The 24,462-nt window shown below is 55.0% G+C and carries 24 protein-coding genes; 9 read left to right on the top strand and 15 right to left on the bottom strand.

The annotated features are described in order from the left end of the window. Positions 1–24: 24 nt before the first annotated feature. The 4 genes from AL479_RS11970 (at position 25) to dolP (ending at position 3,774) form a co-directional block, all read left to right on the top strand. On the top strand, positions 25–2,079 hold the full coding sequence (locus AL479_RS11970; protein ID WP_061076202.1) for a penicillin-binding protein activator: 2,055 nt from the start codon (positions 25–27) through the stop codon (positions 2,077–2,079). Beyond that, entirely contained in the window at positions 2,037–2,432 is a 396-nt protein-coding gene (locus AL479_RS11965) for a YraN family protein (protein ID WP_061076201.1), read from the top strand. Before AL479_RS11970 ends, AL479_RS11965 begins: the two co-directional genes overlap by 43 nt. A gap of 166 nt (positions 2,433–2,598) precedes the next feature. After that, a complete protein-coding gene (gene diaA, locus AL479_RS11960; RefSeq protein WP_023246631.1) occupies positions 2,599–3,189 on the top strand; it encodes a DnaA initiator-associating protein DiaA in 591 nt (196 codons plus the stop codon). Between the two features lie 9 nt (positions 3,190–3,198). Beyond that, positions 3,199–3,774, top strand: coding sequence for a division/outer membrane stress-associated lipid-binding lipoprotein (gene dolP, locus AL479_RS11955; RefSeq protein WP_061076200.1), 576 nt, complete (start codon positions 3,199–3,201; stop codon positions 3,772–3,774). A gap of 81 nt (positions 3,775–3,855) precedes the next feature. Here dolP and AL479_RS11950 read toward each other — a convergent pair whose 3' ends face one another. Continuing rightward, positions 3,856–4,893 carry a permease gene (locus AL479_RS11950; RefSeq protein ID WP_061076199.1) on the bottom strand — a complete coding sequence of 346 codons (1,038 nt, stop codon included), beginning with the start codon at positions 4,891–4,893 and terminating at the stop codon, positions 3,856–3,858. Positions 4,894–5,003: 110 nt separating this feature from the next. Then, on the bottom strand, positions 5,004–5,639 hold the full coding sequence (locus AL479_RS11945; protein ID WP_061076198.1) for an NAD(P)H-binding protein: 636 nt from the start codon (positions 5,637–5,639) through the stop codon (positions 5,004–5,006). Positions 5,640–5,766: 127 nt separating this feature from the next. On the opposite strand from AL479_RS11945, the gene yhbO reads away from it, so the two are divergent. Further along, positions 5,767–6,285, top strand: coding sequence for a protein/nucleic acid deglycase (gene yhbO, locus AL479_RS11940; RefSeq protein WP_061076197.1), 519 nt, complete (start codon positions 5,767–5,769; stop codon positions 6,283–6,285). On the opposite strand, the gene AL479_RS11935 is transcribed toward yhbO, so the two are convergent. Next, positions 6,265–6,708, bottom strand: a complete 444-nt coding sequence (locus AL479_RS11935; protein ID WP_061076196.1) for a YhbP family protein — start codon at positions 6,706–6,708, stop codon at positions 6,265–6,267. The two genes, yhbO and AL479_RS11935, sit on opposite strands and share 21 nt — an antisense overlap. A gap of 52 nt (positions 6,709–6,760) precedes the next feature. Between AL479_RS11935 and AL479_RS11930 the strand changes: the two genes are divergently transcribed. Next, the gene (locus AL479_RS11930; protein ID WP_061076195.1) at positions 6,761–7,063 is read left to right on the top strand and encodes a GIY-YIG nuclease family protein; all 303 of its coding nucleotides are present in this window, start codon (positions 6,761–6,763) and stop codon (positions 7,061–7,063) included. Here the strand turns inward: AL479_RS11930 and AL479_RS11925 are convergent. Then, the gene (locus AL479_RS11925; RefSeq protein WP_061076194.1) at positions 7,050–7,553 is read right to left on the bottom strand and encodes a GNAT family N-acetyltransferase; all 504 of its coding nucleotides are present in this window, start codon (positions 7,551–7,553) and stop codon (positions 7,050–7,052) included. The genes AL479_RS11930 and AL479_RS11925 overlap by 14 nt on opposite strands. Continuing rightward, the gene (ubiT, locus tag AL479_RS11920) at positions 7,547–8,071 is read right to left on the bottom strand and encodes a ubiquinone anaerobic biosynthesis accessory factor UbiT (RefSeq protein WP_042325135.1); all 525 of its coding nucleotides are present in this window, start codon (positions 8,069–8,071) and stop codon (positions 7,547–7,549) included. The genes AL479_RS11925 and ubiT overlap by 7 nt, the downstream gene beginning before the upstream one ends. Before the next feature lie 220 nt (positions 8,072–8,291). On the opposite strand from ubiT, the gene ubiU reads away from it, so the two are divergent. The 3 genes from ubiU to AL479_RS11905 all read left to right on the top strand — a co-directional run bounded on the left by ubiU (position 8,292) and on the right by AL479_RS11905 (position 11,348). Continuing rightward, complete coding sequence (gene ubiU, locus AL479_RS11915; protein WP_061076193.1) at positions 8,292–9,287, top strand: ubiquinone anaerobic biosynthesis protein UbiU; 996 nt, start codon at positions 8,292–8,294, stop codon at positions 9,285–9,287. A gap of 8 nt (positions 9,288–9,295) precedes the next feature. Next, positions 9,296–10,174, top strand: a complete 879-nt coding sequence (locus AL479_RS11910; RefSeq protein ID WP_061076192.1) for a U32 family peptidase — start codon at positions 9,296–9,298, stop codon at positions 10,172–10,174. Positions 10,175–10,340: 166 nt separating this feature from the next. Continuing rightward, a complete protein-coding gene (locus AL479_RS11905; RefSeq protein ID WP_044255915.1) occupies positions 10,341–11,348 on the top strand; it encodes a luciferase-like monooxygenase in 1,008 nt (335 codons plus the stop codon). 84 nt (positions 11,349–11,432) lie between these two features. Here the strand turns inward: AL479_RS11905 and mtr are convergent, their stop codons facing one another. The 10 genes from mtr to nusA all read right to left on the bottom strand — a co-directional run bounded on the left by mtr (position 11,433) and on the right by nusA (position 24,445). Next, positions 11,433–12,677, bottom strand: coding sequence for a tryptophan permease (mtr, locus tag AL479_RS11900; RefSeq protein WP_061076191.1), 1,245 nt, complete (start codon positions 12,675–12,677; stop codon positions 11,433–11,435). Positions 12,678–12,821: 144 nt separating this feature from the next. Then, complete coding sequence (deaD, locus tag AL479_RS11895; RefSeq protein WP_061076190.1) at positions 12,822–14,711, bottom strand: ATP-dependent RNA helicase DeaD; 1,890 nt, start codon at positions 14,709–14,711, stop codon at positions 12,822–12,824. Beyond that, entirely contained in the window at positions 14,704–14,784 is an 81-nt protein-coding gene (yrbN, locus tag AL479_RS23820) for a protein YrbN (RefSeq protein ID WP_010723222.1), read from the bottom strand. Before yrbN ends, deaD begins: the two co-directional genes overlap by 8 nt. 106 nt (positions 14,785–14,890) lie before the next feature. Next, positions 14,891–15,775 (bottom strand): lipoprotein NlpI, encoded by an 885-nt coding sequence (gene nlpI / locus AL479_RS11890; RefSeq protein ID WP_042998280.1) that lies wholly within the window; start codon positions 15,773–15,775, stop codon positions 14,891–14,893. A gap of 109 nt (positions 15,776–15,884) precedes the next feature. After that, complete coding sequence (gene pnp / locus AL479_RS11885) at positions 15,885–18,020, bottom strand: polyribonucleotide nucleotidyltransferase (RefSeq protein WP_061076189.1); 2,136 nt, start codon at positions 18,018–18,020, stop codon at positions 15,885–15,887. A gap of 244 nt (positions 18,021–18,264) precedes the next feature. Beyond that, a complete protein-coding gene (gene rpsO / locus AL479_RS11880) occupies positions 18,265–18,534 on the bottom strand; it encodes a 30S ribosomal protein S15 (RefSeq protein ID WP_000059465.1) in 270 nt (89 codons plus the stop codon). A gap of 149 nt (positions 18,535–18,683) precedes the next feature. Beyond that, the gene (gene truB / locus AL479_RS11875) at positions 18,684–19,628 is read right to left on the bottom strand and encodes a tRNA pseudouridine(55) synthase TruB (protein ID WP_061076188.1); all 945 of its coding nucleotides are present in this window, start codon (positions 19,626–19,628) and stop codon (positions 18,684–18,686) included. Next, positions 19,628–20,029: a 30S ribosome-binding factor RbfA gene (gene rbfA, locus AL479_RS11870; protein ID WP_042998283.1), complete on the bottom strand. Its 402-nt coding sequence runs from the start codon at positions 20,027–20,029 to the stop codon at positions 19,628–19,630. Before rbfA ends, truB begins: the two co-directional genes overlap by 1 nt. Before the next feature lie 213 nt (positions 20,030–20,242). Next, positions 20,243–22,933 carry a translation initiation factor IF-2 gene (infB, locus tag AL479_RS11865; RefSeq protein WP_061076187.1) on the bottom strand — a complete coding sequence of 897 codons (2,691 nt, stop codon included), beginning with the start codon at positions 22,931–22,933 and terminating at the stop codon, positions 20,243–20,245. A 24-nt stretch (positions 22,934–22,957) separates the two neighbouring features. Then, a complete protein-coding gene (gene nusA, locus AL479_RS11860) occupies positions 22,958–24,445 on the bottom strand; it encodes a transcription termination factor NusA (RefSeq protein ID WP_042325113.1) in 1,488 nt (495 codons plus the stop codon). Between the last annotated feature and the right edge of the window lie 17 nt (positions 24,446–24,462).

The following is a 24,462-nucleotide window of genomic DNA, read 5'->3' as shown; positions in this document are numbered from 1 at the left end:
ATAAAAAATATCACTGGATACAGTATGGTACCCTTAACATTCTCTCGTTTAAAAGCCGCGCGCTGTCTGCCCATCGTTCTGGCAGCCCTGATTTTCGCCGGCTGTGGCACCCAGGCGCCCGATCAGAGCACTGCCCATATGCAGGGCACAGCGCAAGCTGATTCCGGCTTTTATCTGCAACAGATGCAGCAAAGCGCAAATGATAGCAAGACCAACTGGCAATTACTCGCCATTCGTGCACTGCTGAAAGAAGGCAAAAGCCAGCAGGCTATCGACCTGTTTAATCAGTTGCCGCAGGATCTGAATGATACCCAGCGTCGGGAACAATCGCTGTTAGCCGTTGAGATCAAACTGGCACAGAAAGATTTTGCCGGCGCGCAGGCGCTGCTGGATAAGCTCACCCCGTCTGATTTTGAGCAACATCAACAGGCTCGCTACTGGCAGGCGCAGATTGACGCCAGCCAGGGTCGCCCGTCACTCGCGCTACTGCGTGCCCTGATAGCTCAGGAGCCGCTGCTCAGCGAGAAAGATAAACAGAAAAACATGGACGCCACCTGGCAAGCACTGTCTGCCATGACGCAGGAACAGGCCCAGGCGCTGGTGATCAATGCCGATGAAAACGTGCTGCAGGGCTGGCTGGATCTGCAACGCGTCTGGTTTGATAACCGCAGCGATCCGGACATGATGAAAGCCGGTATTGCCGACTGGCAAAAACGCTATCCGCAAAACCCGGGAGCAAAACTGCTGCCCACTCAACTGGTCAATGTGCAGAGCTTTAAACCCGCCTCAACCAGCAAAATTGCCTTGCTGCTGCCGCTGAACGGTCAGGCTGCCGTATTTGGTCGCACGATCCAACAGGGCTTTGAAGCGGCCAAGAATCTCGGTACGCAACCTGTTGACGTGCAGCCCGCCGCGCAACCGGCTCCGGTCGCTGCCCCAACGCCGGCAGACCCGCAGCCGCAGCCGACCGATGGCGTCGCCAGTCCTGCCCAGGCGTCGGTGAGCGATTTGACCCACGACGAGCAGGCTGAACAGTCCGCGCCGGTCAGCGCACCGCAGGCAACGCCGGCGCAACCAGCCACCGCAAGCGCGGCGGCAAATCCATCCGCTGAACTGAAAATTTATGACACCAGCGCCCAACCGCTCGACCAGATCCTGACGCAGGTTCAGCAGGATGGCGCAAGCATCGTGGTCGGCCCGCTGTTGAAAAACAACGTCGACGAACTGATCAAAAGCAACACCCCGTTGAACGTACTGGCGCTTAACCAGCCGGAATCGGTACAGAGCCGGGCAAACATCTGCTACTTCGCCCTCTCACCGGAAGATGAAGCGCGTGATGCGGCGCGCCATATCCGTGAACAGGGTAAACAGTCGCCGCTGTTGCTGATCCCGCGTAGCGCGCTTGGCGATCGTGTTGCTAACGCCTTTGCTCAGGAGTGGCAAAGACTGGGTGGCGGTACGGTGTTGCAGCAGAAATTTGGCTCAACCGCGGAACTGCGTATGGGCGTTAACGGCGGTTCCGGCATTGCCTTAACCGGTAGCCCGGTTGCCGCGAGCACGCCGTCTCAACCTGGCGTCACCATTGGCAATTTAACCATTCCGGCGCCGCCAACGGATGCGCAAATCAGCGGTAACGGTGGGCGTGTGGACGCTGTGTATATTCTGGCAACGCCCAATGAGATCGCCTTCATCAAGCCGATGATCGCCATGCGCAACGGTAGCCAGAGCGGTGCAACGCTGTACGCCAGTTCGCGCAGCGCACAGGGAAATGCCGGTCCGGACTTCCGTCTGGAAATGGATGGCCTGCAGTACAGCGAGATCCCGATGCTGGCGGGCGCAAACCCGTCGCTGATGCAGCAGGCGCTCGGCGCTGTGAATAACGACTACTCGCTGGCGCGCATGTATGCGATGGGCGTGGACGCCTGGTCGCTGGCAAACCATTTCTCCCAGATGCGTCAGGTACAGGGCTTCGAAATTAATGGGAATACCGGCGCGCTGACCGCCAGTCAGGATTGTGTGATTAACAGGAAGTTATCATGGCTCCAGTACCAGCAAGGGCAGATTGTCCCCGCCAGTTAACGAGTAAACAGGCCGGTGACGCGTGGGAAACCACTGCGCGTCGCTGGCTGGAGCGCAAGGGACTGCATTTCATCGCCGCCAACGTGCATGAACGCGGCGGCGAGATCGACCTGATTATGCGTGATGGCAAAACAACCGTCTTTATTGAGGTTCGCTACCGACGCTCTACGGCGTTCGGTGGCGCCGCTGCCAGTGTGACGCGCAGCAAGCAACGCAAATTATTACAGGCTGCCCGCTTGTGGCTCGCGCGCCACAATGGGAGTTTTGATACTGTGGATTGCCGGTTCGATGTGTTAGCCTTCACCGGAAATGATGTTGAGTGGTTCAGGAATGCGTTTACTGACTGCTCATAATTGAAGATTCAGAGCAGACCCATTGGGCGTATATTGTTGCAGTCAGCCTGGACACGGACAGCGCGGAACCGCCGGAGCGTACTGGTCGTACGTGAGGAGTGTGAGCACTGCCCAGGTCTGAAATGGCAAATAAAATAACCTAATGAGTTAGCTCTTAAGGATTAGCGTGTTAGACAGAATTAAAGTCTGCTTTACCGAAAGCATTCAAACTCAAATTGCCGCAGCAGAAGCCCTCCCGGATGCTATCTCTCGTGCCGCCATGACGCTGGTTCATTCACTGCTCAATGGCAACAAAATTCTCTGTTGTGGTAATGGGACATCCGCTGCCAACGCACAGCATTTTGCTGCCAGCATGATCAACCGTTTTGAAACAGAACGTCCCAGTTTACCTGCGATTGCACTAAATACGGATAATGTGGTCTTAACAGCGATTGCCAACGACCGTCTGCATGACGAAGTGTATGCAAAACAGGTTCGGGCGTTGGGTCATGCGGGTGATGTCTTACTGGCCATCTCGACGCGCGGTAACAGCCGCGATATCGTGAAGGCCGTGGAAGCAGCGGTCACACGAGACATGACGATTGTGGCATTGACCGGGTATGACGGGGGTGAACTGGCTGGACTGTTAGGGCCACAGGATGTTGAGATCCGCATCCCTTCGCATCACAGCGCGCGCATTCAGGAAATGCATATGCTGACGGTAAACTGCCTGTGCGATCTGATCGATAACACGCTTTTCCCCCACCAGGATGATTAAGGAGTACACATGAAGGCTTTATCGCCAATCGCAGTCCTTATTTCTGCTCTGCTGTTGCAAGGTTGTGTGGCCGCCGCTGTTGTCGGTACAGCCGCCGTTGGTACCAAAGCAGCAACAGACCCACGTAGTGTAGGCACTCAGGTGGACGATGGAACCCTGGAAGTGCGCGTCAACAGTGCGCTGTCGAAAGATGCGCAGATCAAGAAAGAAACGCGAATTAACGTGACGGCTTATCAGGGTAAAGTGTTGCTGGTCGGCCAGTCGCCGAATAGCGAGCTCTCCTCACGCGCCAAACAGATTGCAATGGGCGTCGATGGTACCACCGAAGTCTATAACGAGATCCGTCAGGGTGAGCCGATTGGCATGGGCACCGCCTCGAACGACACCTGGATCACCACCAAAGTACGCTCTCAGTTACTGACCAGCGACCAGGTTAAATCTTCCAACGTGAAGGTGACAACCGAAAACGGTGAAGTGTTCCTGTTAGGCCTGGTGACCGAACGTGAAGCAAAAGCGGCTGCGGATATCGCCAGCCGGGTCAGCGGCGTGAAGCGCGTGACCACCGCGTTTACGTTTATTAAGTAAGTCCTTGTGTGCCGGATGACGGCGTAAACGCCTTATCCGGCCTACAGAATGTATCAGCAAAGCGCCCCCGGCATACCTTTTTTATATCAGCGCAAGACTCCCCACTATCACGCCAGCGATAACCACCAGCACCGCCGTTAACCACAGCGCTTTTGCCGGGAACGCTTTACGTAGCATGATCAGCGACGGCAGGCTGATGGCGGGTAATGTCATCAACAGTGCAAGCGCAGGCGCAGTCCCCATCCCTGCCAGCATCATGGTCTGCACAATCGGGATTTCTGCTGCGGTCGGGATCACAAACAGACAACCGGCTACCGCCAGCGCAATCACCCACAGCAGACTGTTATCGATCGCCCCATCCGCATGCGGGAACAACCAGACGCGCGCAGCACCCAGTACCAGCACCGCCAGAATGTAGACCGGAATAGTGCTCCAGAACAGCGTCCATAGCGCGCGGCCCCAGCGAACAAAGAACCCATTCTGTGCGTCTGGTTGCGTGATTTCCACCGGCAACGCAGTCTGCGGAGGCTCTTTCACCCATTTTTGTACCAGCGTCGCCACTACCAGCACCATCGCCAGTCCGGCGACCAGACGGATCGCCGCGAAATGCCAGCCGAGGACAAAGCCCATAAACACCAGCGTCGCCGGATTTAATAACGGATTCCCCATCCAGAAAGCCAGTGCCCCGCCCATCGAAACCTGTTGGCGACGCATCCCCGCCGCCACCGGTGCGGCACAGCAGGTGCACATCATGCCGGGCAGGGAGAAAAGCGTCCCGAACAGCGTGCCGCGAAAACGCGCTTGCCCGAGCGTACGTAACAGCCAGTCACGCGGGATCAGAACCTGAATCAGCGAGCCGAGGATCACCCCCAATACCGCTGCCTTCCAGACCGCAATGAAATAGACCATTGCATAGTCCCAGGCCGCCTGCCAGGGGTTCGCATCAGCCTGCGCCAGAATAGATTTACCGATGCTGTGAGTTTCTGCGGCGGTGAAGGCTTTCCCGTAATAAGGCTGCCATTTCACATACCAGAGACCGACGATGACGACGAGAAAGAAAAGAGCGGGTTTCCACCATTGAAACGGTGTTGCCGCCTGAGATGAAGACTGACCAGCCATAGCATTCCCCAGGGAGTATGAGAGTAATAAGCCGGGGAATACTACGCCTTTGGGAAATGTTTGGAAACGTTATATTTTCCGTATGCCTTGTCTGGCCTACGATTCACGCGTCAGGCGGCTCTTTCCCGCAGTTGAGACGAGGTCAGGATCGTCACGCCGTCGTGTTCAGGCGCCAGCGCTTCTGCCAGCATCGCGCGCGCCACGTCCCGCGCGTCAATTGACTTCCAGTTGCCCGGTAGTAGCCGAAACAACGGCGAAAAAAGGGTTTCAGTGAACCGCTGTCGGGTCCGGTCGCCGAGCAGCATCGATGGACGTGCAATCGTCAGCCTTGGCCAATCTTGCGCGATTAGCGCCTCTTCCATCTCACCTTTTACACGGTTGTAGAAAAACGGCGAATGGGCGTTGGCCCCCATCGCGCTCACCACCAGCATATGCTGTGCGCCCAGACGGCGGCCGGTCAACGCGGTGTCGACCACCAGCGTATAGTCGGCATGGATAAACGCCTCTTTACTGCCGGCTTCCCGGCGGGTCGTGCCCAGGCAGCAAAAAACAATATCGACAGGATCGGTGACCTGCGCCAGCGCATCGGTCAGTTGCGGATCGTAGGGATTATGGACGCCAGGCATATCCGCCAGCGGGCGTCGCGTCGGCGCGGCAATGGAATGGATCTTCGGTTCATTAAGCAGCATCCGCAGTAAATGTCCGCCAACCAACCCGGTCGCCCCGGTAATCAGTACCTGACTCATCCTCACCCCTTTCCAGAATAGTCCGCCTTGCGCCCTCAGTCTCATCGACCAGGCTTATTAGTCACAGTGTAATTATCCATCATCATGGAAAAATTGCCTTATCCAATGCCAATATCGCGGAGGACGCATGAGTAAGAAGATTGCCGTTTTGATCACTGACGAGTTTGAGGATTCAGAATTCACCTCACCCGCGGCAGAATTTCGCCAGGCCGGGCATGAGGTCATTACGATTGAAAAACAGGCGGGTAAAACGGTGAAAGGCAAAAAGGGCGAGGCCAGCGTCACCATTGATAAAGCGATTGATGAGGTCCGGCCTGCTGATTTTGATGCCCTGCTGTTACCTGGCGGTCACTCACCGGATTACCTGAGAGGTGATGATCGCTTCGTCACCTTTACGCGTGATTTCGTGAACACCGGTAAACCGGTCTTCGCCATCTGCCACGGGCCACAGCTACTGATCAGCGCCGATGTCATTCGTGGTCGTAAACTCACAGCGGTGAAACCGATCATTATCGATGTGAAAAACGCGGGTGCGGAATTTTACGATCAGGAAGTAGTGGTTGATAAAGACCAACTGGTAACCAGTCGTACCCCTGACGATCTGCCGGCGTTCAATCGCGAAGCATTACGTATCCTCGGTACCTGACTGACGTAACCAAACCAACTTTTTACCAAAGCCCAGGGTGTTGTCGGTAAACTTGAGTTCATCCAGGCGGATTTCCCATACTGGCGCGGACAGCATTCTGGCGACCGGGAAGCGGCGGAGATAGGCCTGTCGCGCGGCGTCGCTTTCATCTCCTGTCAGTTGACGAATCTCGCCTTTAAACTGCACGCCGCGAATCAATGCGACCGTTTTGGGTTGACCGTTTACCGTTCCCGCTACGGGGGCCTGCGGGCCTGACATCTGCGCATGCCGCGTTTTCTCTTCCGTCAGCAGATAAAAAACGACCTTTTTGGCGTCGAAGAGATAAAACGCATTTGCACACCACAGTTCGCCTTCATGATGCACGCACCAGGTCACAACGTGTTGTTTCGCCAGCCAACGACTGATCGCAGTGAGTGTTTCCATCTCGGTTCTCTTTTATACTGGATGCCAGAAACGTAACACGCCGAAGGCCACGATGACACCCTGGTATCTTTATCTGATCCGTACCGCCGACAATGCCCTGTACACCGGGATCACGACCGACGTGGCGCGTCGCTACCAGCAGCATCAACGGGGTAAAGGCGCGAAGGCGCTACGGGGGAAAGGGGAGCTGACGCTGGCATTTTCCGCACCGGTTGGCGATCGTTCACTGGCGTTACGCGCAGAATACCGGGTCAAAAGACTCACCAAGCAGCAAAAAGAACGGCTGGTTGCAGAAGGCGAAGGGTTTGCAGCGTTACTGAATGACCTGCAAACCCCGGCGCTTAAAAACGATTAAAGTGATCGTGATACTCGACCAGTCCCGTAACGCCGCTTAGCGCGTCTTCCGCTAAACGGTGTACCTGAAACGCGCTTTCGGTGCCCGGCCAGCGGCAATGCAGATCGTAATGGGCGGCCAGTTCAAAACCAAAGCGACTGTACAGTGCCGGATCGCCCAGGGTGACCACGGCGGCATAGCCAAATTCGTTGAGCGAATCCAGTCCTTCATAGACCAGCTGGCGCGCCAGACCTTGCCCACGGTAGTTTTCATCGACGGCCAGCGGCGCCATACCGACCCACTGCAGATCTTCACCCTGCACGTCGACGGGGCTGAATGCCACGTACCCCACCACCTGACCTTCATCGTCGGTGGCGACCAGACCGAGCGTCAGAAAACCATCTTCACGTAGATCGTGAACCAGTTTCGCTTCCGCATCGCTTTCGAATGAACGACGCAGCAGGGCATCAATGCCGGGGGCGTCAATGGGAATTTCTACTCGAATCAGCATGGTTCACCTACCGATGTTTGTTTGGTTTCTGGCGAGTATTTCATGCCCGCCTCAACAAAATCCGCCAGTTGCAGCAGCATAACGCGCAACGCTTTGGGCATCTGCTCCAGCTCAATGGCATCCATCAGGTTCTTCACATACAACCCTAACTCCGTATCCCCTTCGATCACCAGGCGGCGCTGGAAGAAGAGCGTATCCGGATCCTGCTTACGCGCGGCGATCATCAACAGATCGCTGGCATCAGCGCTAAAACTCACGTCGGCTTGCGCATCCTCGCTGACGATCAGTTTGTCATTCTCGACCGAGGTATACCACTTCAGGCCGATATCGCGAACCGTAATGCTTAACCAACGGCCTTCCAGGAATTCCAGTTCACCGTCTGCCAGGGCCTGGCGAAACTGCCAGCTCAGGACCTGTTCCAGAACCTGACGTTGCAGTGCAAAGGGCGTCAGTTTAACTGGCACACTCATCAGAGACGGACCGAAATGTACTAAGCGTGAACGCAGCTTATCTAACACGAGCTTTACTCCCTGTTTCAATTATCCTGCTATTTTGCCATATCAGATAAACGACATAGCGGCGTAAATCAACAATTGCGTACGAAATCTCTACCTCTTTATTACTGATATCAATACGACTTTAACTGCCTTAAATCAAAAATTGTCGCAGCAAGGTTAACTAAAATCCTTGTTCGTTAACAATTATGCGTCCCAGGCGGCGCAATCTTCAGGATAAATTATGGAGCTGCTCTGCCCTGCCGGAAATCTCCCGGCGCTTAAGGCGGCCATCGAAAACGGCGCTGATGCTGTTTATATCGGGCTTAAAGATGATACCAACGCCCGCCACTTCGCCGGCCTTAACTTTACCGAGAAGAAATTGCAGGAAGCGGTGAGTTTTGTCCATCAACACCGCCGCAAATTGCACATCGCCATTAACACCTTTGCGCATCCGGACGGTTATGCCCGCTGGCAGCACGCGGTGGATATGGCCGCGCAACTGGGCGCGGATGCGCTGATCCTTGCCGATCTCGCGATGCTTGAGTATGCCGCAGTTCGTTATCCGCATATTGAGCGCCATGTCTCTGTTCAGGCTTCGGCAACGAATGAAGAAGCGATCAACTTTTATCACCGCAATTTTGATGTTGCCCGCGTCGTCCTGCCACGCGTGCTCTCGATTCATCAGGTGAAACAGCTTGCCCGCGTGACGCCCGTACCGCTGGAAGTTTTTGCTTTCGGCAGTCTATGCATTATGGCGGAAGGTCGCTGTTACCTCTCGTCCTGGTTGACCGGTGAATCTCCCAATACGGTAGGCGCCTGCTCCCCTGCCCGCTTTGTGCGCTGGCAGCAGACGCCGCAGGGGCTGGAATCTCGTCTGAATGAAGTGTTGATCGACCGCTATCAGGACGGGGAAAACGCCGGTTATCCGACGCTGTGTAAAGGTCGTTATCTGGTTGATGGCGAGCGTTACCACGTACTGGAAGAACCAACCAGCCTGAACACGCTGGAACTGCTGCCGGAACTGCTGGCGGCGAATATTGCCTCGGTGAAAATCGAAGGCCGTCAACGCAGCCCGGCCTATGTCAGCCAGGTCGCGAAAGTGTGGCGCCAGGCGATCGACCGCTGCATGGCCGACCCGCAAAACTACGCGCCGCAGGCAGCCTGGATGGAGACGCTCGGCGCGATGTCCGAAGGCACTCAGACGACGCTTGGCGCGTATCACCGTAAATGGCAGTGAGAAAAGCAATGAAATATTCCTTAGGGCCGGTGCTTTACTACTGGCCGAAAGAGACGCTGGAAGACTTCTATCAGCAGGCCGCCGCCAGCAGCGCGGATGTTATCTATCTCGGCGAAGCGGTGTGCAGCAAACGCCGCGCCACGAAAGTCGGCGACTGGCTGGATATGGCGAAGTCGCTCGCCGGTAGCGGCAAGCAGGTGGTGCTTTCAACGCTGGCGCTGGTGCAAGCCTCTTCTGAGCTGAATGAGCTGAAGCGCTATGTCGAAAACGGCGACTTTTTGCTGGAGGCCAGCGATCTTGGCGTGGTGAATATGTGCGCCGACCGCAAACTCCCGTTTGTCGCCGGACACGCGCTGAACTGCTACAACGCGGTCACGCTGCGCCTGCTGCTCAAACACGGGATGGTGCGCTGGTGTATGCCGGTAGAACTGTCCCGCGACTGGCTGATGAACCTGCTCAATCAGTGTGATGAACTGGGGATTCGCCAGCAGTTTGAAGTGGAAGTCCTGAGCTACGGGCATCTGCCGCTGGCTTACTCCGCTCGCTGCTTTACCGCTCGCTCGGAAGACCGGCCGAAAGATGAATGCGAAACCTGCTGCATCAAGTACCCGAATGGCCGCGACGTGCTCTCTCAGGAAAATCAACAGGTGTTCGTCCTCAATGGCATTCAGACCATGAGCGGCTATATCTACAATCTGGGTAACGAACTGACGTCAATGCAGGGCCTGGTGGATATCGTGCGTCTGTCACCGCTGGGAACCGAAACATTCGCTATGCTCGACGCCTTCCGCGCCAATGAAAATGGCGCATCGCCTCTGGCCCTTGAAGCACACAGTGACTGTAACGGTTACTGGAAACGCCTGGCCGGTCTGGAATTGCAGGCCTGATGCCTCTCTGCCGGATGGCGGCATAACTGCCTTATCCGGCCAACTCCAGGCCTGATCATCAGGTATTTTCTGTCCGCCACGCGTTTTATAAAGCTCACTTTGTTAACTACGGTTATCATTTTTTAATGCACTATTAAAAAATATGCCGATGACAAAGTGAGCCGTTATGACTGACAAAACCATTCCTTTCTCGGTGCTGGATCTGGCGCCGATTCCTGACGGATCCTCAGCAAAAGAGGCGTTCTCGCACTCGCTGGATCTTGCCCGTCTCGCGGAAAAACGGGGCTACCATCGCTACTGGCTGGCGGAACACCACAATATGACCGGTATCGCCAGTGCCGCAACTTCAGTGCTGATCGGCTATCTGGCCGCCAACACCCGCACGTTGCACCTCGGTTCCGGCGGCGTCATGCTTCCCAATCACTCACCGCTGGTGATCGCCGAGCAGTTCGGTACGTTGAATACGCTCTATCCGGGACGCATTGATCTCGGCTTAGGACGCGCGCCGGGCAGCGACCAGCCGACAATGCGAGCCCTGCGTCGTCATATGGGCGGCGATATCGATAACTTCCCTCGTGACGTCGCTGAGCTGGTGGACTGGTTTGACGCGCGCGATCCCAATCCGCAGGTACGCCCGGTGCCTGGCTACGGCGAGAAGATCCCGGTCTGGCTGTTAGGCTCCAGCCTCTACAGCGCACAGTTAGCCGCACAGCTTGGCCTGCCGTTCGCTTTTGCCTCCCACTTCGCACCGGATATGCTGTTCCAGGCGCTGCATCTGTACCGCACGCAGTTCCGGCCATCAGCACGGCTGGAAAAACCGTATGCCATGGTGTGCATCAACATCATTGCCGCCGACAGCAACCGTGATGCGGAATATCTGTTCACCTCGATGCAGCAGGCGTTCGTCAAGTTGCGGCGTGGTGAAACGGGCCAACTCCCGGCGCCGATTCAAAATATGGATCAGTTCTGGTCGCCGTCAGAGCAGTACGGTGTACAGCAGGCGCTGAGCATGTCGCTGGTGGGCGATAAAACGAAAGTACGCCACGGACTGGAGTCAATTCTGCGTGAAACCCAGGCGGACGAGATCATGGTTAACGGGCAGATTTTTGATCATCAGGCGCGTCTGCACTCGTTTGATCTGGCAATGGATGTGAAAGAGGAGTTGGTGGGGTAGTTTTTTGCCGGATAGCGGCTTTGCCTTATCCGGCCTACTCAATTCCTGTAGGCCCGGTAAGCGTAGCGCCACCGGGCATTTTGGTTACTGATACACAGGCAATAAATTAAAGCTCGACAGGATGTGTACCAGCGCGTTACCGACACCGAAAAACAGAATCAGGACAATCATCGGCTTACCACCCCAGACACGGAATTTCGGGCTGCCAAAGCGCTGACGTGACTTGCGAGCCAGCAGCGCCGGCACAATCGCGGCCCAGATGGTCGCCGCCAGTCCTGCGTAGCCAATGGCATACAGGAATCCGTTCGGCCACAACAACCCACCGACAATCGGCGGAACAAAGGTAAGCAGCGCCGTTTTGAAGCGCCCCAGCGCCGAATCGTCAAAACCAAACAGATCCGCCAGATAGTCAAACAGTCCCAACGTAACGCCGAGGAATGAACTCGCCACCGCAAAGTTGGAGAACACCACCAGCAACAGGTCCAGACTGCGACTGTTCAGCACCCCGCTTAGCGCCTGCACCAACACATCAATATTGCCGCCCTTCTGCGCGATACCGATAAACTCAGGACGTGGAATGTTTCCCATCGTCCCCAGCAACCAGACGCTGTACAGCACCAGCGCCAGCAGCGTGCCGTACACCAGGCACTTCACAATGGTGCGCGGGTCTTTGCCGTAGTATTTCATCAGGCTTGGGACGTTACCGTGGTAGCCAAACGAAGCCAGACAGAACGGCAGCGTCATCAACAGGTACGGCGTATAAGAGGCGTGACTTTCCGCGACGTTAAACAGCGTTGTCGGCGTGACGTGCCCGAGCAGACTGCCGAAAGTCAGGAAGAAAGTAATGACCTTTGCACCCAGCACGATCGCCGTCATGCGGCTCACCGCTTTGGTACTCAACCACACTACAAACGCCACCAGCAGGGCAAAGCCAAACCCTGCCGCACGCGCAGGCACATTCAGCGACATTTCACTGAAGGTATGGTGCAAAATAGAACCGCTCGCGGAAATATAAGCGTAGGTCAGGATATAGAGCACGAAGGCAATAGAAATACCGTTGACCACGTTCCAGCCTTTGCCCAGCAGATCTTTGGTGATGGTGTCGAAGCTTGAACCAATACGATAGTTGAGGTTTGCTTCGAGGATCATCAAACCGGAATGCAGCATGCAGAACCAGGTAAAGACCAGCGCCGCCATTGACCAGAAAAACCACGCACCGGACATGACCACCGGCAGAGAGAACATCCCTGCGCCGATAATAGTGCCGCCGATGATCACCACGCCGCCGAGCAGCGAAGGTGATGTCTGGGTGGTGGTTAGTGTTGCCATTTAGCGATTTCTCCAGCGAATAATGTTGTGGCCGCATTTTAATGTGCTGCACTGTACCAGTACAATAGTACAAATGAAATAAAAAAAGCCCCGATAATTTTACCGGGGCTGTATCTATTACTTTACATCAGTAAGCAAGAAGTTTTACGCGTCACGACGACGGCTGGAACCTTCTTCACGACGTGGGGCACGGCTACCTTCGCGACGTTCACCACTGAAACGACGACCATCACCACGACCGCCTTCACGACGTTCACCGCCGAAACCGCGACCTTCGCCACGACCGCCTTCACGACGCTCGCCACCGAAGCTGCGACCACCGCCACGACGTTCAGTGTGCGGCTGTGCATCGCCCAGCAGCTGCATGTTCATCGGCTTGTTCAGGATGCGAGTGCGCGTAAAGTGCTGCAGTACTTCACCCGGCATGCCTTTCGGCAGTTCGATGGTGGAGTGCGAAGCGAACAGCTTGATGTTACCAATGTAACGGCTGCTGATGTCGCCTTCGTTTGCAATCGCGCCAACGATATGACGAACTTCAACACCATCATCACGGCCCACTTCAATGCGGTACAGCTGCATATCGCCAACGTCACGACGTTCACGACGCGGACGGTCTTCACGGTCGCCACGCGGGCCACGATCGTTGCGGTCACGCGGACCACGATCGTCACGGTCGCGGAACTCACGCTTCGGACGCATCGGCGCATCTGGCGGCAGAATCAGCGGACGTTCGCCCTGCGCCATCTTCAGCAGAGCGGCAGCCAGGGTTTCGATATCCAGCTCTTCGTCTTCCGCCGTCGGCTGCAGTTTCGCCAGCAGCGCACGGTACTGATCCAGATCGCTGCTTTCCAGCTGCTGCTGTACTTTAGCCGCAAATTTTTCCAGACGACGTTTGCCCAGCAGTTCTGCGTTCGGCAGTTCAACTTCCGGAATGGTCAGCTTCATCGTGCGTTCAATGTTACGCAGCAGACGACGCTCGCGGTTCTCAACGAACAGCAGCGCACGGCCTGCACGACCCGCACGACCGGTACGACCGATACGGTGAACGTAAGACTCGGAATCCATTGGGATATCGTAGTTTACGACCAGGCTGATACGCTCAACGTCCAGGCCACGGGCCGCAACGTCGGTTGCAATCAGGATATCCAGACGACCGTCTTTCAGACGTTCCAGGGTCTGCTCACGCAGCGCCTGGTTCATGTCGCCGTTCAGCGCGGCGCTGTTATAGCCGCTACGCTCCAGCGCTTCAGCCACTTCCAGAGTCGCGTTTTTGGTACGAACGAAGATAATCGCCGCATCAAAATCTTCCGCTTCCAGGAAACGCACCAGCGCTTCGTTTTTACGCATGCCCCAGACAGTCCAGTAGCTCTGGCTGATGTCCGGACGAGTCGTGACGCTGGACTGAATGCGCACTTCCTGCGGCTCTTTCATGAAGCGTCGGGTAATGCGACGAATCGCTTCCGGCATGGTGGCAGAGAACAGAGCGGTCTGATGACCTTCCGGGATCTGCGCCATGATGGTTTCAACGTCTTCGATGAAGCCCATACGCAGCATTTCATCGGCTTCGTCCAGTACCAGACCGCTCAGACGAGACAGATCCAGGGTACCGCGTTTTAAGTGATCAAGCAGACGACCCGGCGTACCGACGACGATCTGCGGCCCTTGACGCAGGGCGCGTAACTGCACGTCATAACGCTGGCCGCCGTACAGGGCAACCACGTTCACGCCGCGCATGTGTTTAGAGAAATCCGTCATGGCTTCGGCTACCTGAACCGCCAGCTCGCGGGTCGGTGCCAGCACCAGAATCTGAGGTGCCTTCAGCTCAGGATCAAGATTGTTGAGCAGCGGTAAAGAGAACGCTGCCGTTTTGCCGCTACCGGTCTGGGCCATGCCCAGAACATCGCGACCGCCCAGCAGATGCGGAATGCACTCTGCCTGGATTGGAGATGGTTTTTCGTAACCCAGATCGTTAAGGGCTTCAAGGATAGGAGCCTTCAGGCCCAGATCTGCAAAAGTGGTTTCGAATTCAGCCATGTAGTACGTGTGCCTCAAAATTAATGGCGGCCAGTCTACATAACTCATCATGAAATTGATCTGCAATTTTCATTGAAAAGTGTGAACCGGCTCAAAGTAGGTGTATTAACGAACAACAACGCCCTCACCCGTGAAGGTGATGGCAATCAAAAAAGATTACGGGCTGATGTGTACGTCAGCTATTGCTGGTCCGATTCTGCCAGGTCATCTTGGTCCTGGCCCAGGAGCGATAATTCCAACAATGCATATCGGTGCTCAACAAAGTTATGAACGTTGTTAGCCACCGCCAGTTTGAACAATGCCGTAGCGTTGTCCAAATCCCCCAGACTTAGGTAGTACTTACCTAAATAGAAGTTGGTTTCACTGAGATGCTCAGCGAGCGAGGTGTTATCCGTTGCGTCCGCCTTGAGCCTATCCATCAGCGTTGCTTCGCTAATGTTGCCCAGGTAGAACTCGACAATGTTCCATCCCCATTGTTCTTTATCCGATTTCTCGAAGCGCTGTTTCAGCGCGACTTTCGCCTGCTTCTCATCGAGCTTCTGCTCAGCGAGATAAAGCCACAGGCTGCGGAAAGGATCATTGGGATCGTCTTGATAAAACGCCAGCAGATCATCTTGCGCTAACTTGTCGCGACCGCCGTAATACAATGCGATACCGCGATTTAAGTGCGCGTAGTTGTAAGTTGGATCAAGCTCAAGTACAGAATCAAACGCTTCATAGGCAGCATCAAAATTGCCTGCCTGCGTTAAATAAATGCCTAAGTAATTGAATACTTCAGGCATATCAGGTCTGATTGCCAGCGCTTGTGAAAAATCATTTCGCGCTAATGCCCTCAAACCGAGACTATCATACAACACTCCGCGCTCATATAAAAGCTGTGCGCGTTCGTCATCGGTTAAAGCCCGACTGGCAAGAATTTGTTCCATGCGTGCCAGAATCACTTCCTGCTGCAAAGTCGGTTGCAATGGTACTGCGAGGACTTCACTCTTACGCCAGGTGGAGTTACTGCATCCAGCCAGCGTGAGTGCTGTTGCCACGAAACACCAGCGCAAAAAAGGCTTCATTTCCCACTCCCGAAGACAACGATTAATTGAACGTCCTGTTCCCCGGTTGCTAACAAGGCGTCCTGCCAGGTTAAAAGCCCTCCGCAACCGCGGAGGGCAAATGGCAACCTTACTCGCCCTGCTGGCTAGCCGGAGCTTCCGGTGCAGCCGCTGGCTGAGATTGTTCAGTTGCTTCTTTAATGCTCAGACGTACACGGCCCTGGCGATCAACTTCCAGAACTTTAACCGGTACTTCCTGGCCCATCTGCAGATAATCGGTCACTTTCTCTACGCGCTTATCTGCGATCTGCGAGATGTGTACCAGACCTTCTTTACCGCCACCGATGGCAACGAACGCACCAAAGTCAACGATACGGGTCACTTTACCGTTGTAGATACGGCCCACTTCGATTTCTGCGGTGATCTCTTCGATACGGCGAATTGCGTATTTCGCTTTTTCACCGTCGGTTGCTGCGATTTTCACGGTACCGTCATCTTCGATTTCGATGGTGGTGCCGGTTTCTTCGGTCAGCGCACGGATAACAGAACCGCCTTTACCGATCACGTCTTTGATTTTGTCCGGGCTGATCTTGATAGTATGGATACGCGGTGCAAACTGAGAAATATCGCCGCGCGGCGCATTAATCGCCTGTTCCATCACGCCCAGGATGTGCAGACGCGCACCTTTAGCCTGGTTCAGAGCAACCTGCATGATCTCTTTGGTGATACCTTCAATTTTGATATCCATCTGCAGAGCAGAGATACCGTCACGGGAGCCCGCAACTTTGAAGTCCATATCGCCCAGGTGATCTTCGTCGCCCAAGATGTCAGACAGAACAACGTAGTTGTCGCCTTCTTTCACCAGACCCATCGCGATACCCGCAACGGCCGCTTTGATCGGCACGCCTGCGTCCATCAGCGCCAGGGAGGCACCACACACGGAAGCCATGGAAGAAGAACCGTTGGATTCGGTGATTTCAGAAACCACACGAACGGTGTACGGGAATTTATCCAGATCCGGCATCACTGCCAGCACGCCGCGTTTCGCCAGACGACCGTGACCAATTTCACGACGCTTCGGAGAACCTACCATGCCGGTTTCGCCGACGCAGTACGGAGGGAAGTTGTAGTGGAACAGGAAGTTGTCAGTACGCTCGCCCATCAGTTCGTCGAGGTTCTGCGCATCACGGGTGGTACCCAGGGTCGCGGTAACCAGCGCCTGAGTTTCGCCACGGGTGAACAGGGCGGAACCGTGGGTACGCGGCAGTACGCCAGTACGCACGTCCAGACCACGGATCATGTCTTTTTCGCGGCCATCGATACGCGGCTCACCGGCCAGTACGCGGCTACGAACCACGTTTTTCTCGATTGCGTGCAGGATTTCACCCAGTTCGTTAGCGTCCAGGGATTCATCTTCTGCCACCAGCGTCGCGATGGTTTCAGACTTGATCACGTCAACCTGAGCATAACGCTCTTGTTTGTCGGTGATGCGGTAAGCGTCGCTCAGGCGCGCTTCAGCCAGCGCAGCAACGCGCGCGTTCAGCGCTTCGTTGACGGCTTCTGGCTGCCAGTCCCAACGTGGTTTACCGGCTTCTTTCACCAGTTCGTTGATTTCTTTGATAACAACCTGCTGCTGATCGTGACCAAACACGACAGCACCCAGCATCTGATCTTCGCTCAGCAGTTCTGCTTCGGATTCAACCATCAGCACGGCGGCTTCGGTACCGGCAACCACCAGATCCAGCTTGCTCTCTTTCAGCTCGTCCTGAGTCGGGTTCAGTACGTACTGGTCATTGATATAACCCACACGTGCCGCACCGATTGGGCCGTTGAACGGAATACCAGACAGAGACAGTGCAGCAGAGGCACCGATCATCGCGACGATATCCGGGTTAACCTGCGGGTTAACGGAAACGACGGTGGCGATAACCTGAACTTCGTTCACAAAACCTTCCGGGAACAGCGGGCGAACCGGGCGGTCAATCAGACGCGCGATCAGGGTTTCGCCTTCGCTTGGACGGCCTTCACGACGGAAGAAGCTACCTGGGATACGGCCAGCAGCGTAGGTACGCTCCTGATAGTTAACGGTCAGCGGGAAGAAGTCCTGGCCCGGCTTCGCTTTTTTCTGGCCGACAACGGTCACGAATACCGCAGTGTCATCCATGCTAACCATAACAGCGGCAGTGGCCTGACGGGCCATCATGCCGGTTTCCAGCGTGACGGTATGCTGACCGTACTGGAATTTACGAACGATCGGATTAAGCAAAATAATATCCTTTCAAATTTTTGGCGACACAGACTGAATCGCCGTTAATACCCGATCTTCTGCGCATCCTCGCGACTAATGACAACCCTAACCCATACGAAATTGGGTAAAGCCTCTCATTAGCCGCGCGAACCTCTGCAACGGAAGATCATTCATAGCAACAATACAATAGTTTCCAGTGAATTGCTGCCATCTGCTTGAAAAAAGGGGCCATGAAGGCCCCCTTTTACGAAACTCGCAAGAATTAGCGACGCAGACCCAGACGCTCGATCAGCGCGGTGTAGCGTGCAACATCTTTACGTTTCAGGTAGTCGAGCAGTTTACGACGCTGAGAAACCATGCGCAGCAGACCACGACGGCTGTGGTGATCTTTTTTGTGCTCTGCAAAGTGGCCCTGCAGGTGGTTAATCTGTGCAGTCAACAGAGCAACCTGAACATCGGTAGAACCGGTGTCGTTTGCATCACGACCGAACTCAGAAACGATTTTAGCTGTAGCTTCAGTACTTAGAGACATTTTAAAACTCCAAAGTATTAAGTATGAAAGGACGCCGATCTCTAATTCAGCGTTCCCAGTGTGCGCCAGGTGAACTGTTAAAAAATTCACGCGACGTTAAGCGGCAGTATTCTACTCGTAGCGCCTTCTTATCGCAAGACGAACCCGTGCTACGCCGGATACTCCACCACTAATCGGCGAGGAGCCACGCGACCTTCGTCGTCGATCTCGCCCATACCGATAAATTTACCGTCATCACCTTCCGTGACACGGACTAACCCTTCCAACGGCGCGCCGTTCGTGCGAACCGGGTTACCATTTTTGAAGTAAACCGAAGAGGTTAGCGGCAAATTAACGACAGGGTAGTCCGAAGCTGGACTGTCCATCGGCATCAACAGTGGATCAAGCAACTGTGCTGCCGGGATCCCCTGTTGCTCCGCCTGTTCGACCATTTCACGCAGACGTTCCAGTGTGACCATACGATCCACCGGATATTTGCTGACCGTCAGACGACGCAGGAAAATCACGTGCGCACCACATCCCAGCTTCTCACCCAGATCGTCAATAATAGTACGAATATAGGTGCCTTTCGAACAGTGTACTTCCAGCTCCAGTTCATCTCCTTCATGACGGATAAACAGCAGCTCGTAAACGGTAATCGGTCGGGCTTCACGTGGCACTTCAATGCCCTGGCGCGCGTACTCGTACAGTTTTTTACCCTGATACTTCAGCGCCGAATACATCGACGGCACCTGCTCGATATCACCGCGGAACGTGTCCAGCGCGGCAGCCAATTGCTCAGGGGTGAAGGTGACCGGGCGCTCCTGCACGATTTGCCCATCGGCATCGGACGTGTCTGTACGCTGTCCCAGACGGGCAATCACCCGATAACGCTTGTCAGAATCCAGCAGATACTGCGAAAACTTGGTCGCTTCCCCGAGGCAAATCGGCAGCATGCCGGTCGCTAACGGATCCAGCGCCCCGGTATGCCCGGCGCGGTTGGCGTTATAGATGCGTTTGACTTTTTGCAGTACGTCATTGCTGGACATGCCCTGCGGCTTATCCAGCAGCAGGACACCGTGAATGTCGCGACCACGACGACGAGGACGACTCATTAGTCCTCCTTGCTGTCGTCCGGGTTTACACGACGTTCTTCGTCATGTTTAACCACGTTGGTCACCAGGTTGGACATGCGCATCCCTTCCACCAGCGAGTTATCGTAGAAGAAGGTCAGTTCCGGCACGATACGTAGACGCATCGCTTTACCCAGCAGGCTACGGATGAAACCGGACGCTTCCTGTAACGCTTTGATGCCCGCCTTGATAGCGTCTTCATCTTTGTCATTAAGGAAGGTGACATACACTTTGGCATACGCCAGATCGCGTGACATTTCGACACCGGAAACGGTGGTCATCATGCCCAGACGCGGGTCTTTAATTTCGCGCTGCAGGATGATTGCGATTTCTTTTTGCATCTCCTGTCCCACGCGCTGCGGGCGACCGAATTCTTTCGCCATAATAAATTCTCCAGACAAAAAAGGGGCCTTGAGCCCCTTTTAAAAATTATTGCCGGGTGGCGCTTCGCTTCCCCGGCCTACGCAAAACCATCTTCTAAGTATTTCGGGTTGCAACACAGCGGCAAGGGCGTGAATCCCCGGGAGCATAGATAACTATGTAACCGGGGTGAACGCACGTAGCCAACGCAGTGGCGGCCCGAAAGACGACGAAGATTATGCGATCGTACGCTGAATCTCGATGATCTCGAACACTTCGATCATATCGCCAACGCGAACGTCGTTGTAGTTCTTCACGCCGATACCACATTCCATGCCGTTACGAACTTCGTTAACGTCATCTTTGAAGCGGCGCAGGGATTCCAGCTCGCCTTCATAGATAACCACGTTGTCACGCAGGACGCGGATTGGGTTGTGACGTTTGATCGTCCCTTCGGTAACCATACAGCCCGCGATGGCACCAAATTTCGGTGATTTAAACACATCACGAACTTCAGCCAGACCGATGATCTGCTGTTTCAGTTCCGGAGACAGCATACCGCTCATCGCCGCTTTCACTTCGTCGATCAGGTTATAGATGACGGAGTAGTAGCGCAGATCCAGGCTTTCTGCTTCGATCACTTTACGTGCAGAGGCATCAGCACGGACGTTGAAGCCAACCAGAATCGCGTTGGACGCCGCAGCCAGGGTCGCGTCGGTTTCGGTGATACCACCGACACCAGAACCGATGATCTTCACTTTCACTTCGTCGGTAGACAGTTTCAGCAAGGAGTCGGAGATCGCTTCCACAGAACCCTGAACGTCGGCCTTCAGCACGATGTTCACTTCGTGAACTTCGCCTTCGGTCATGTTGGCGAACATGTTCTCGAGTTTAGATTTCTGCTGACGCGCCAGTTTCACTTCACGGAATTTGCCCTGACGATACAGCGCAACTTCACGTGCTTTCTTCTCGTCACGTACCACAGTGACTTCGTCACCGGCAGCCGGAACACCAGACAGACCCAGGATTTCCACTGGAATGGACGGACCCGCTTCCAGTACTTCCTGACCCAGTTCGTTACGCATCGCACGAACGCGACCGTATTCGAAGCCGCACAGTACGATATCGCCTTTGTGCAGCGTGCCTTCACGCACCAGTACGGTAGCAACCGGACCACGACCTTTATCCAGGAAGGATTCGATAACCGCACCGCTCGCCATCCCTTTACGGACCGCTTTCAGTTCGAGAACTTCGGCCTGCAGCAGGATCGCATCCAGCAGTTCGTCGATACCGGTACCTGCTTTTGCAGAAACGTGGACGAACTGGCTCTCACCGCCCCACTCTTCCGGCAGAATGCCGTACTGGGACAGTTCGTTTTTAACGCGATCCGGATCGGCTTCCGGCTTATCGATTTTGTTCACCGCCACCACAACCGGCACACCCGCCGCTTTCGCGTGCTGAATAGCTTCGATGGTCTGCGGCATCACGCCGTCGTCTGCTGCAACAACCAGAACCACGATATCCGTTGCCTGCGCACCACGAGCACGCATGGAGGTAAACGCGGCGTGACCCGGGGTGTCCAGGAAGGTGATCATACCGTTGTCGGTTTCAACGTGGTAAGCACCGATGTGCTGGGTAATGCCACCCGCTTCGCCAGAGGCCACTTTCGTTGAACGAATGTAGTCCAGCAGAGACGTTTTACCGTGGTCAACGTGACCCATGATGGTCACAACCGGTGCGCGCGGTTCAGCCGCAGCACCCGTATCACGGTCGCTCATTACGGCTTCTTCCAGCTCGTTCTCACGACGCAGGATAACTTTGTGGCCCATCTCTTCGGCAACCAGCTGTGCGGTTTCCTGGTCGATCACCTGGTTGATGGTCGCCATTGCACCCAGCTTCATCATCGCTTTGATGACCTGAGAGCCTTTAACCGCCATCTTGTTCGCCAGATCGCCAACGGTGATGGTTTCGCCAATCACAACGTCACGGTTAACGGCCTGCGCTGGCTTCTGGAAGCCCTGCTGCAGTGCGGAACCTTTACGCTGTTTGCCGCCTTTACCGCCGCGAACCGCGGCACGCGCTTCTTCACGGTCAGCTTTGGATTCAGCGTGTTTGTTGCCTTTCTTCGCCGGACGCGCCGCTTTCGTGTTGCGGCCACGGCCACGGCCGCCTTCCACTTCACGATCGTTTTCGTCTTCGGCCTGGCGAGCGTGCTGAGAAGTGGTGACATGATAATCGCTCTTATCTTCTTCCACTTTTTCCTGCTCAGCCCACGCGCCTGCGTTCTCTTCCGCCATACGGCGAGCTTCTTCCGCTACGCGGCGCGCTTCTTCTTCAAGCTTGCGACGTGCTTCTTCTTCCGCTTTACGCTTCAGCTCTGCAGCTTCATTCTCACGGCGGGCTTTCTCGGCCTGGGCGGTTTTGGTCATATCGTCAGTCTGTTGATTGCTCACTTTGTCTTTTTCCGCAGCTTCGCGTTTCGCTTTATCAGCGGCGTCACGCTTAGCTTGTTCTGCGGCCTCACGGTCAGCTTTTTGTTGCGCCTCGCGTTTGGCCATTTCTTCTGCCTCACGACGGGCCTGCTCTTCCGCTTCACGCTGCGCTTGCTCTTCCGCGGCAAGGCGTTCGGCCTCTTGCGGATCACGTTTCACAAAGGTGCGCTTCTTGCGGACTTCGATTTGTACCGATTTGCTTTTTCCACCGGTACCTGGAATGTTCAGGGTGCTGCGCGTTTTACGCTGCAGCGTCAGCTTATCCGGGCCAGAACCATTTTCACGGTTCAGGTGCGCCAGTAAAGTCTGTTTTTCTTGTGCGGACACAGAGTCATCAGCAGACTTCGGGATACCGGCATCAGCAAATTGCTGTACCAGGCGATCCACGGAGGTCTGTATCTCTGCGGCCAGCGCTTTTACGGTTACATCTGTCATGCTGTTCCTTCCTGCTACAGTTTATTACGCTTCGTCGCCGAACCAGCAAATATTACGGGCAGCCATAATCAGCTCACCGGCTTTTTCGTCGGTCAACCCTTCGATATCAGCCAGATCATCAATGCCCTGTTCGGCGAGATCTTCCAGCGTACAAACACCACGGGCAGCCAGTTTGAAGGCCATATCGCGATCTAATCCTTCCAGATTCAGCAGATCGTCAGCCGGCTTGTTATCACCGAGGCTTTCTTCCTGGGCCAGTGCCAGAGTGGTCAGTGCGTTTTTAGCACGCTCGCGCAGTGCTTCAACGGTTGGCTCATCAAGGCCATCGATTTCCAGCAGTTCTTTCATTGGCACGTAGGCCAGTTCTTCCAGGGTTGCGAACCCTTCTTCAACCAGAACAGTGGCGAACTCTTCATCAATATCGAGATATTTGGTGAAGGTATCGATAGCAGCATGTGCTTCAGCCTGATGTTTAGCCTGGAGGTCATCAACGGTCATCACGTTGAGTTCCCAGCCGCTTAATTGCGAAGCCAGGCGGACGTTCTGACCATTACGTCCAATTGCTTGCGCCAGGTTACCGGCTTCAACGGCGATATCCATGGTGTGTTTATCTTCATCCACCACGATAGACGCAACGTCAGCAGGCGCCATAGCGTTAATCACGAACTGCGCCGGGTTATCATCCCACAGGACGATATCGATGCGCTCGCCGCCCAGCTCGGTCGAAACCGCCTGAACGCGTGCGCCACGCATACCGACACACGCGCCAACCGGGTCGATACGCTTGTCGTTGGTTTTCACCGCGATTTTCGCACGGGAACCCGGATCGCGAGCGGCGGCTTTAATTTCAATCACTTCTTCGCCAATTTCCGGCACTTCAATGCGGAACAGTTCGATCAGCATTTCCGGCTTGGAACGCGTCACAAACAGCTGTGCGCCACGTGCTTCCGGGCGAACAGAGTAAAGAACGCCACGAATACGGTCGCCAGGGCGGAAGTTTTCGCGCGGCAGCATATCTTCACGCAGGATCACAGCTTCAGCATTGCTGCCCAGATCCAAAGAGATGTTGTCGCGGTTCACTTTCTTCACCACGCCGGTGATGATTTCACCTTCGTGTTCACGGAACTGATCGACAACCATCGCGCGTTCAGCTTCACGAACTTTCTGTACGATAACCTGTTTTGCGGTCTGGGTAGTGATACGGTCAAAGGTCACAGATTCAATCTGATCTTCAACGTAATCGCCCAGGTTCAGGCTTTCGTCTTCAAAACGTGCGGCTTCCAGTGTGATTTCTTTCGTCGGCTGGGTCACTTCTTCAACAATCACCCAACGACGGAAAGTGTCAAAATCACCGCTTTTACGATCGATTTCTACGCGAACGTCAATCTCTTGTTCATATTTTTTCTTTGTCGCTGTAGCCAGCGCACTTTCCAACGCTTCAAAAATTTTCTCGCGTGGCAGCGCCTTTTCATTGGATACGGCTTCAACAACAGCCAAAATTTCTTTGTTCATCGCGGGCTTTTCACCTC

This window comes from Citrobacter amalonaticus (genome assembly GCF_001559075.2).
GTDB lineage: Bacteria > Pseudomonadota > Gammaproteobacteria > Enterobacterales > Enterobacteriaceae > Citrobacter_A > Citrobacter_A amalonaticus_F.
This window is presented reverse-complemented; position numbering and strand designations above follow the sequence as displayed.

What these genes read in the sequence shown, in the direction of transcription:
- AL479_RS11970 (WP_061076202.1), top strand. Translation starts at nt 25, where the DNA reads ATGGTACCCTTAACATTCTCTCGTTTAAAAGCCGCGCGCTGTCTGCCC.
- AL479_RS11965 (WP_061076201.1), top strand. Translation starts at nt 2,037, where the DNA reads ATGGCTCCAGTACCAGCAAGGGCAGATTGTCCCCGCCAGTTAACGAGT.
- dolP (WP_061076200.1), top strand. Translation starts at nt 3,199, where the DNA reads ATGAAGGCTTTATCGCCAATCGCAGTCCTTATTTCTGCTCTGCTGTTG.
- AL479_RS11950 (WP_061076199.1), bottom strand. Translation starts at nt 4,893, where the DNA reads ATGGCTGGTCAGTCTTCATCTCAGGCGGCAACACCGTTTCAATGGTGG.
- AL479_RS11945 (WP_061076198.1), bottom strand. Translation starts at nt 5,639, where the DNA reads ATGAGTCAGGTACTGATTACCGGGGCGACCGGGTTGGTTGGCGGACAT.
- yhbO (WP_061076197.1), top strand. Translation starts at nt 5,767, where the DNA reads ATGAGTAAGAAGATTGCCGTTTTGATCACTGACGAGTTTGAGGATTCA.
- AL479_RS11935 (WP_061076196.1), bottom strand. Translation starts at nt 6,708, where the DNA reads ATGGAAACACTCACTGCGATCAGTCGTTGGCTGGCGAAACAACACGTT.
- AL479_RS11930 (WP_061076195.1), top strand. Translation starts at nt 6,761, where the DNA reads ATGACACCCTGGTATCTTTATCTGATCCGTACCGCCGACAATGCCCTG.
- AL479_RS11925 (WP_061076194.1), bottom strand. Translation starts at nt 7,553, where the DNA reads ATGCTGATTCGAGTAGAAATTCCCATTGACGCCCCCGGCATTGATGCC.
- ubiU (WP_061076193.1), top strand. Translation starts at nt 8,292, where the DNA reads ATGGAGCTGCTCTGCCCTGCCGGAAATCTCCCGGCGCTTAAGGCGGCC.
- AL479_RS11910 (WP_061076192.1), top strand. Translation starts at nt 9,296, where the DNA reads ATGAAATATTCCTTAGGGCCGGTGCTTTACTACTGGCCGAAAGAGACG.
- AL479_RS11905 (WP_044255915.1), top strand. Translation starts at nt 10,341, where the DNA reads ATGACTGACAAAACCATTCCTTTCTCGGTGCTGGATCTGGCGCCGATT.
- mtr (WP_061076191.1), bottom strand. Translation starts at nt 12,677, where the DNA reads ATGGCAACACTAACCACCACCCAGACATCACCTTCGCTGCTCGGCGGC.
- deaD (WP_061076190.1), bottom strand. Translation starts at nt 14,711, where the DNA reads ATGGCTGAATTCGAAACCACTTTTGCAGATCTGGGCCTGAAGGCTCCT.
- yrbN (WP_010723222.1), bottom strand. Translation starts at nt 14,784, where the DNA reads ATGAAAATTGCAGATCAATTTCATGATGAGTTATGTAGACTGGCCGCC.
- nlpI (WP_042998280.1), bottom strand. Translation starts at nt 15,775, where the DNA reads ATGAAGCCTTTTTTGCGCTGGTGTTTCGTGGCAACAGCACTCACGCTG.
- rpsO (WP_000059465.1), bottom strand. Translation starts at nt 18,534, where the DNA reads ATGTCTCTAAGTACTGAAGCTACAGCTAAAATCGTTTCTGAGTTCGGT.
- truB (WP_061076188.1), bottom strand. Translation starts at nt 19,628, where the DNA reads ATGAGTCGTCCTCGTCGTCGTGGTCGCGACATTCACGGTGTCCTGCTG.
- rbfA (WP_042998283.1), bottom strand. Translation starts at nt 20,029, where the DNA reads ATGGCGAAAGAATTCGGTCGCCCGCAGCGCGTGGGACAGGAGATGCAA.
- infB (WP_061076187.1), bottom strand. Translation starts at nt 22,933, where the DNA reads ATGACAGATGTAACCGTAAAAGCGCTGGCCGCAGAGATACAGACCTCC.
- nusA (WP_042325113.1), bottom strand. Translation starts at nt 24,445, where the DNA reads ATGAACAAAGAAATTTTGGCTGTTGTTGAAGCCGTATCCAATGAAAAG.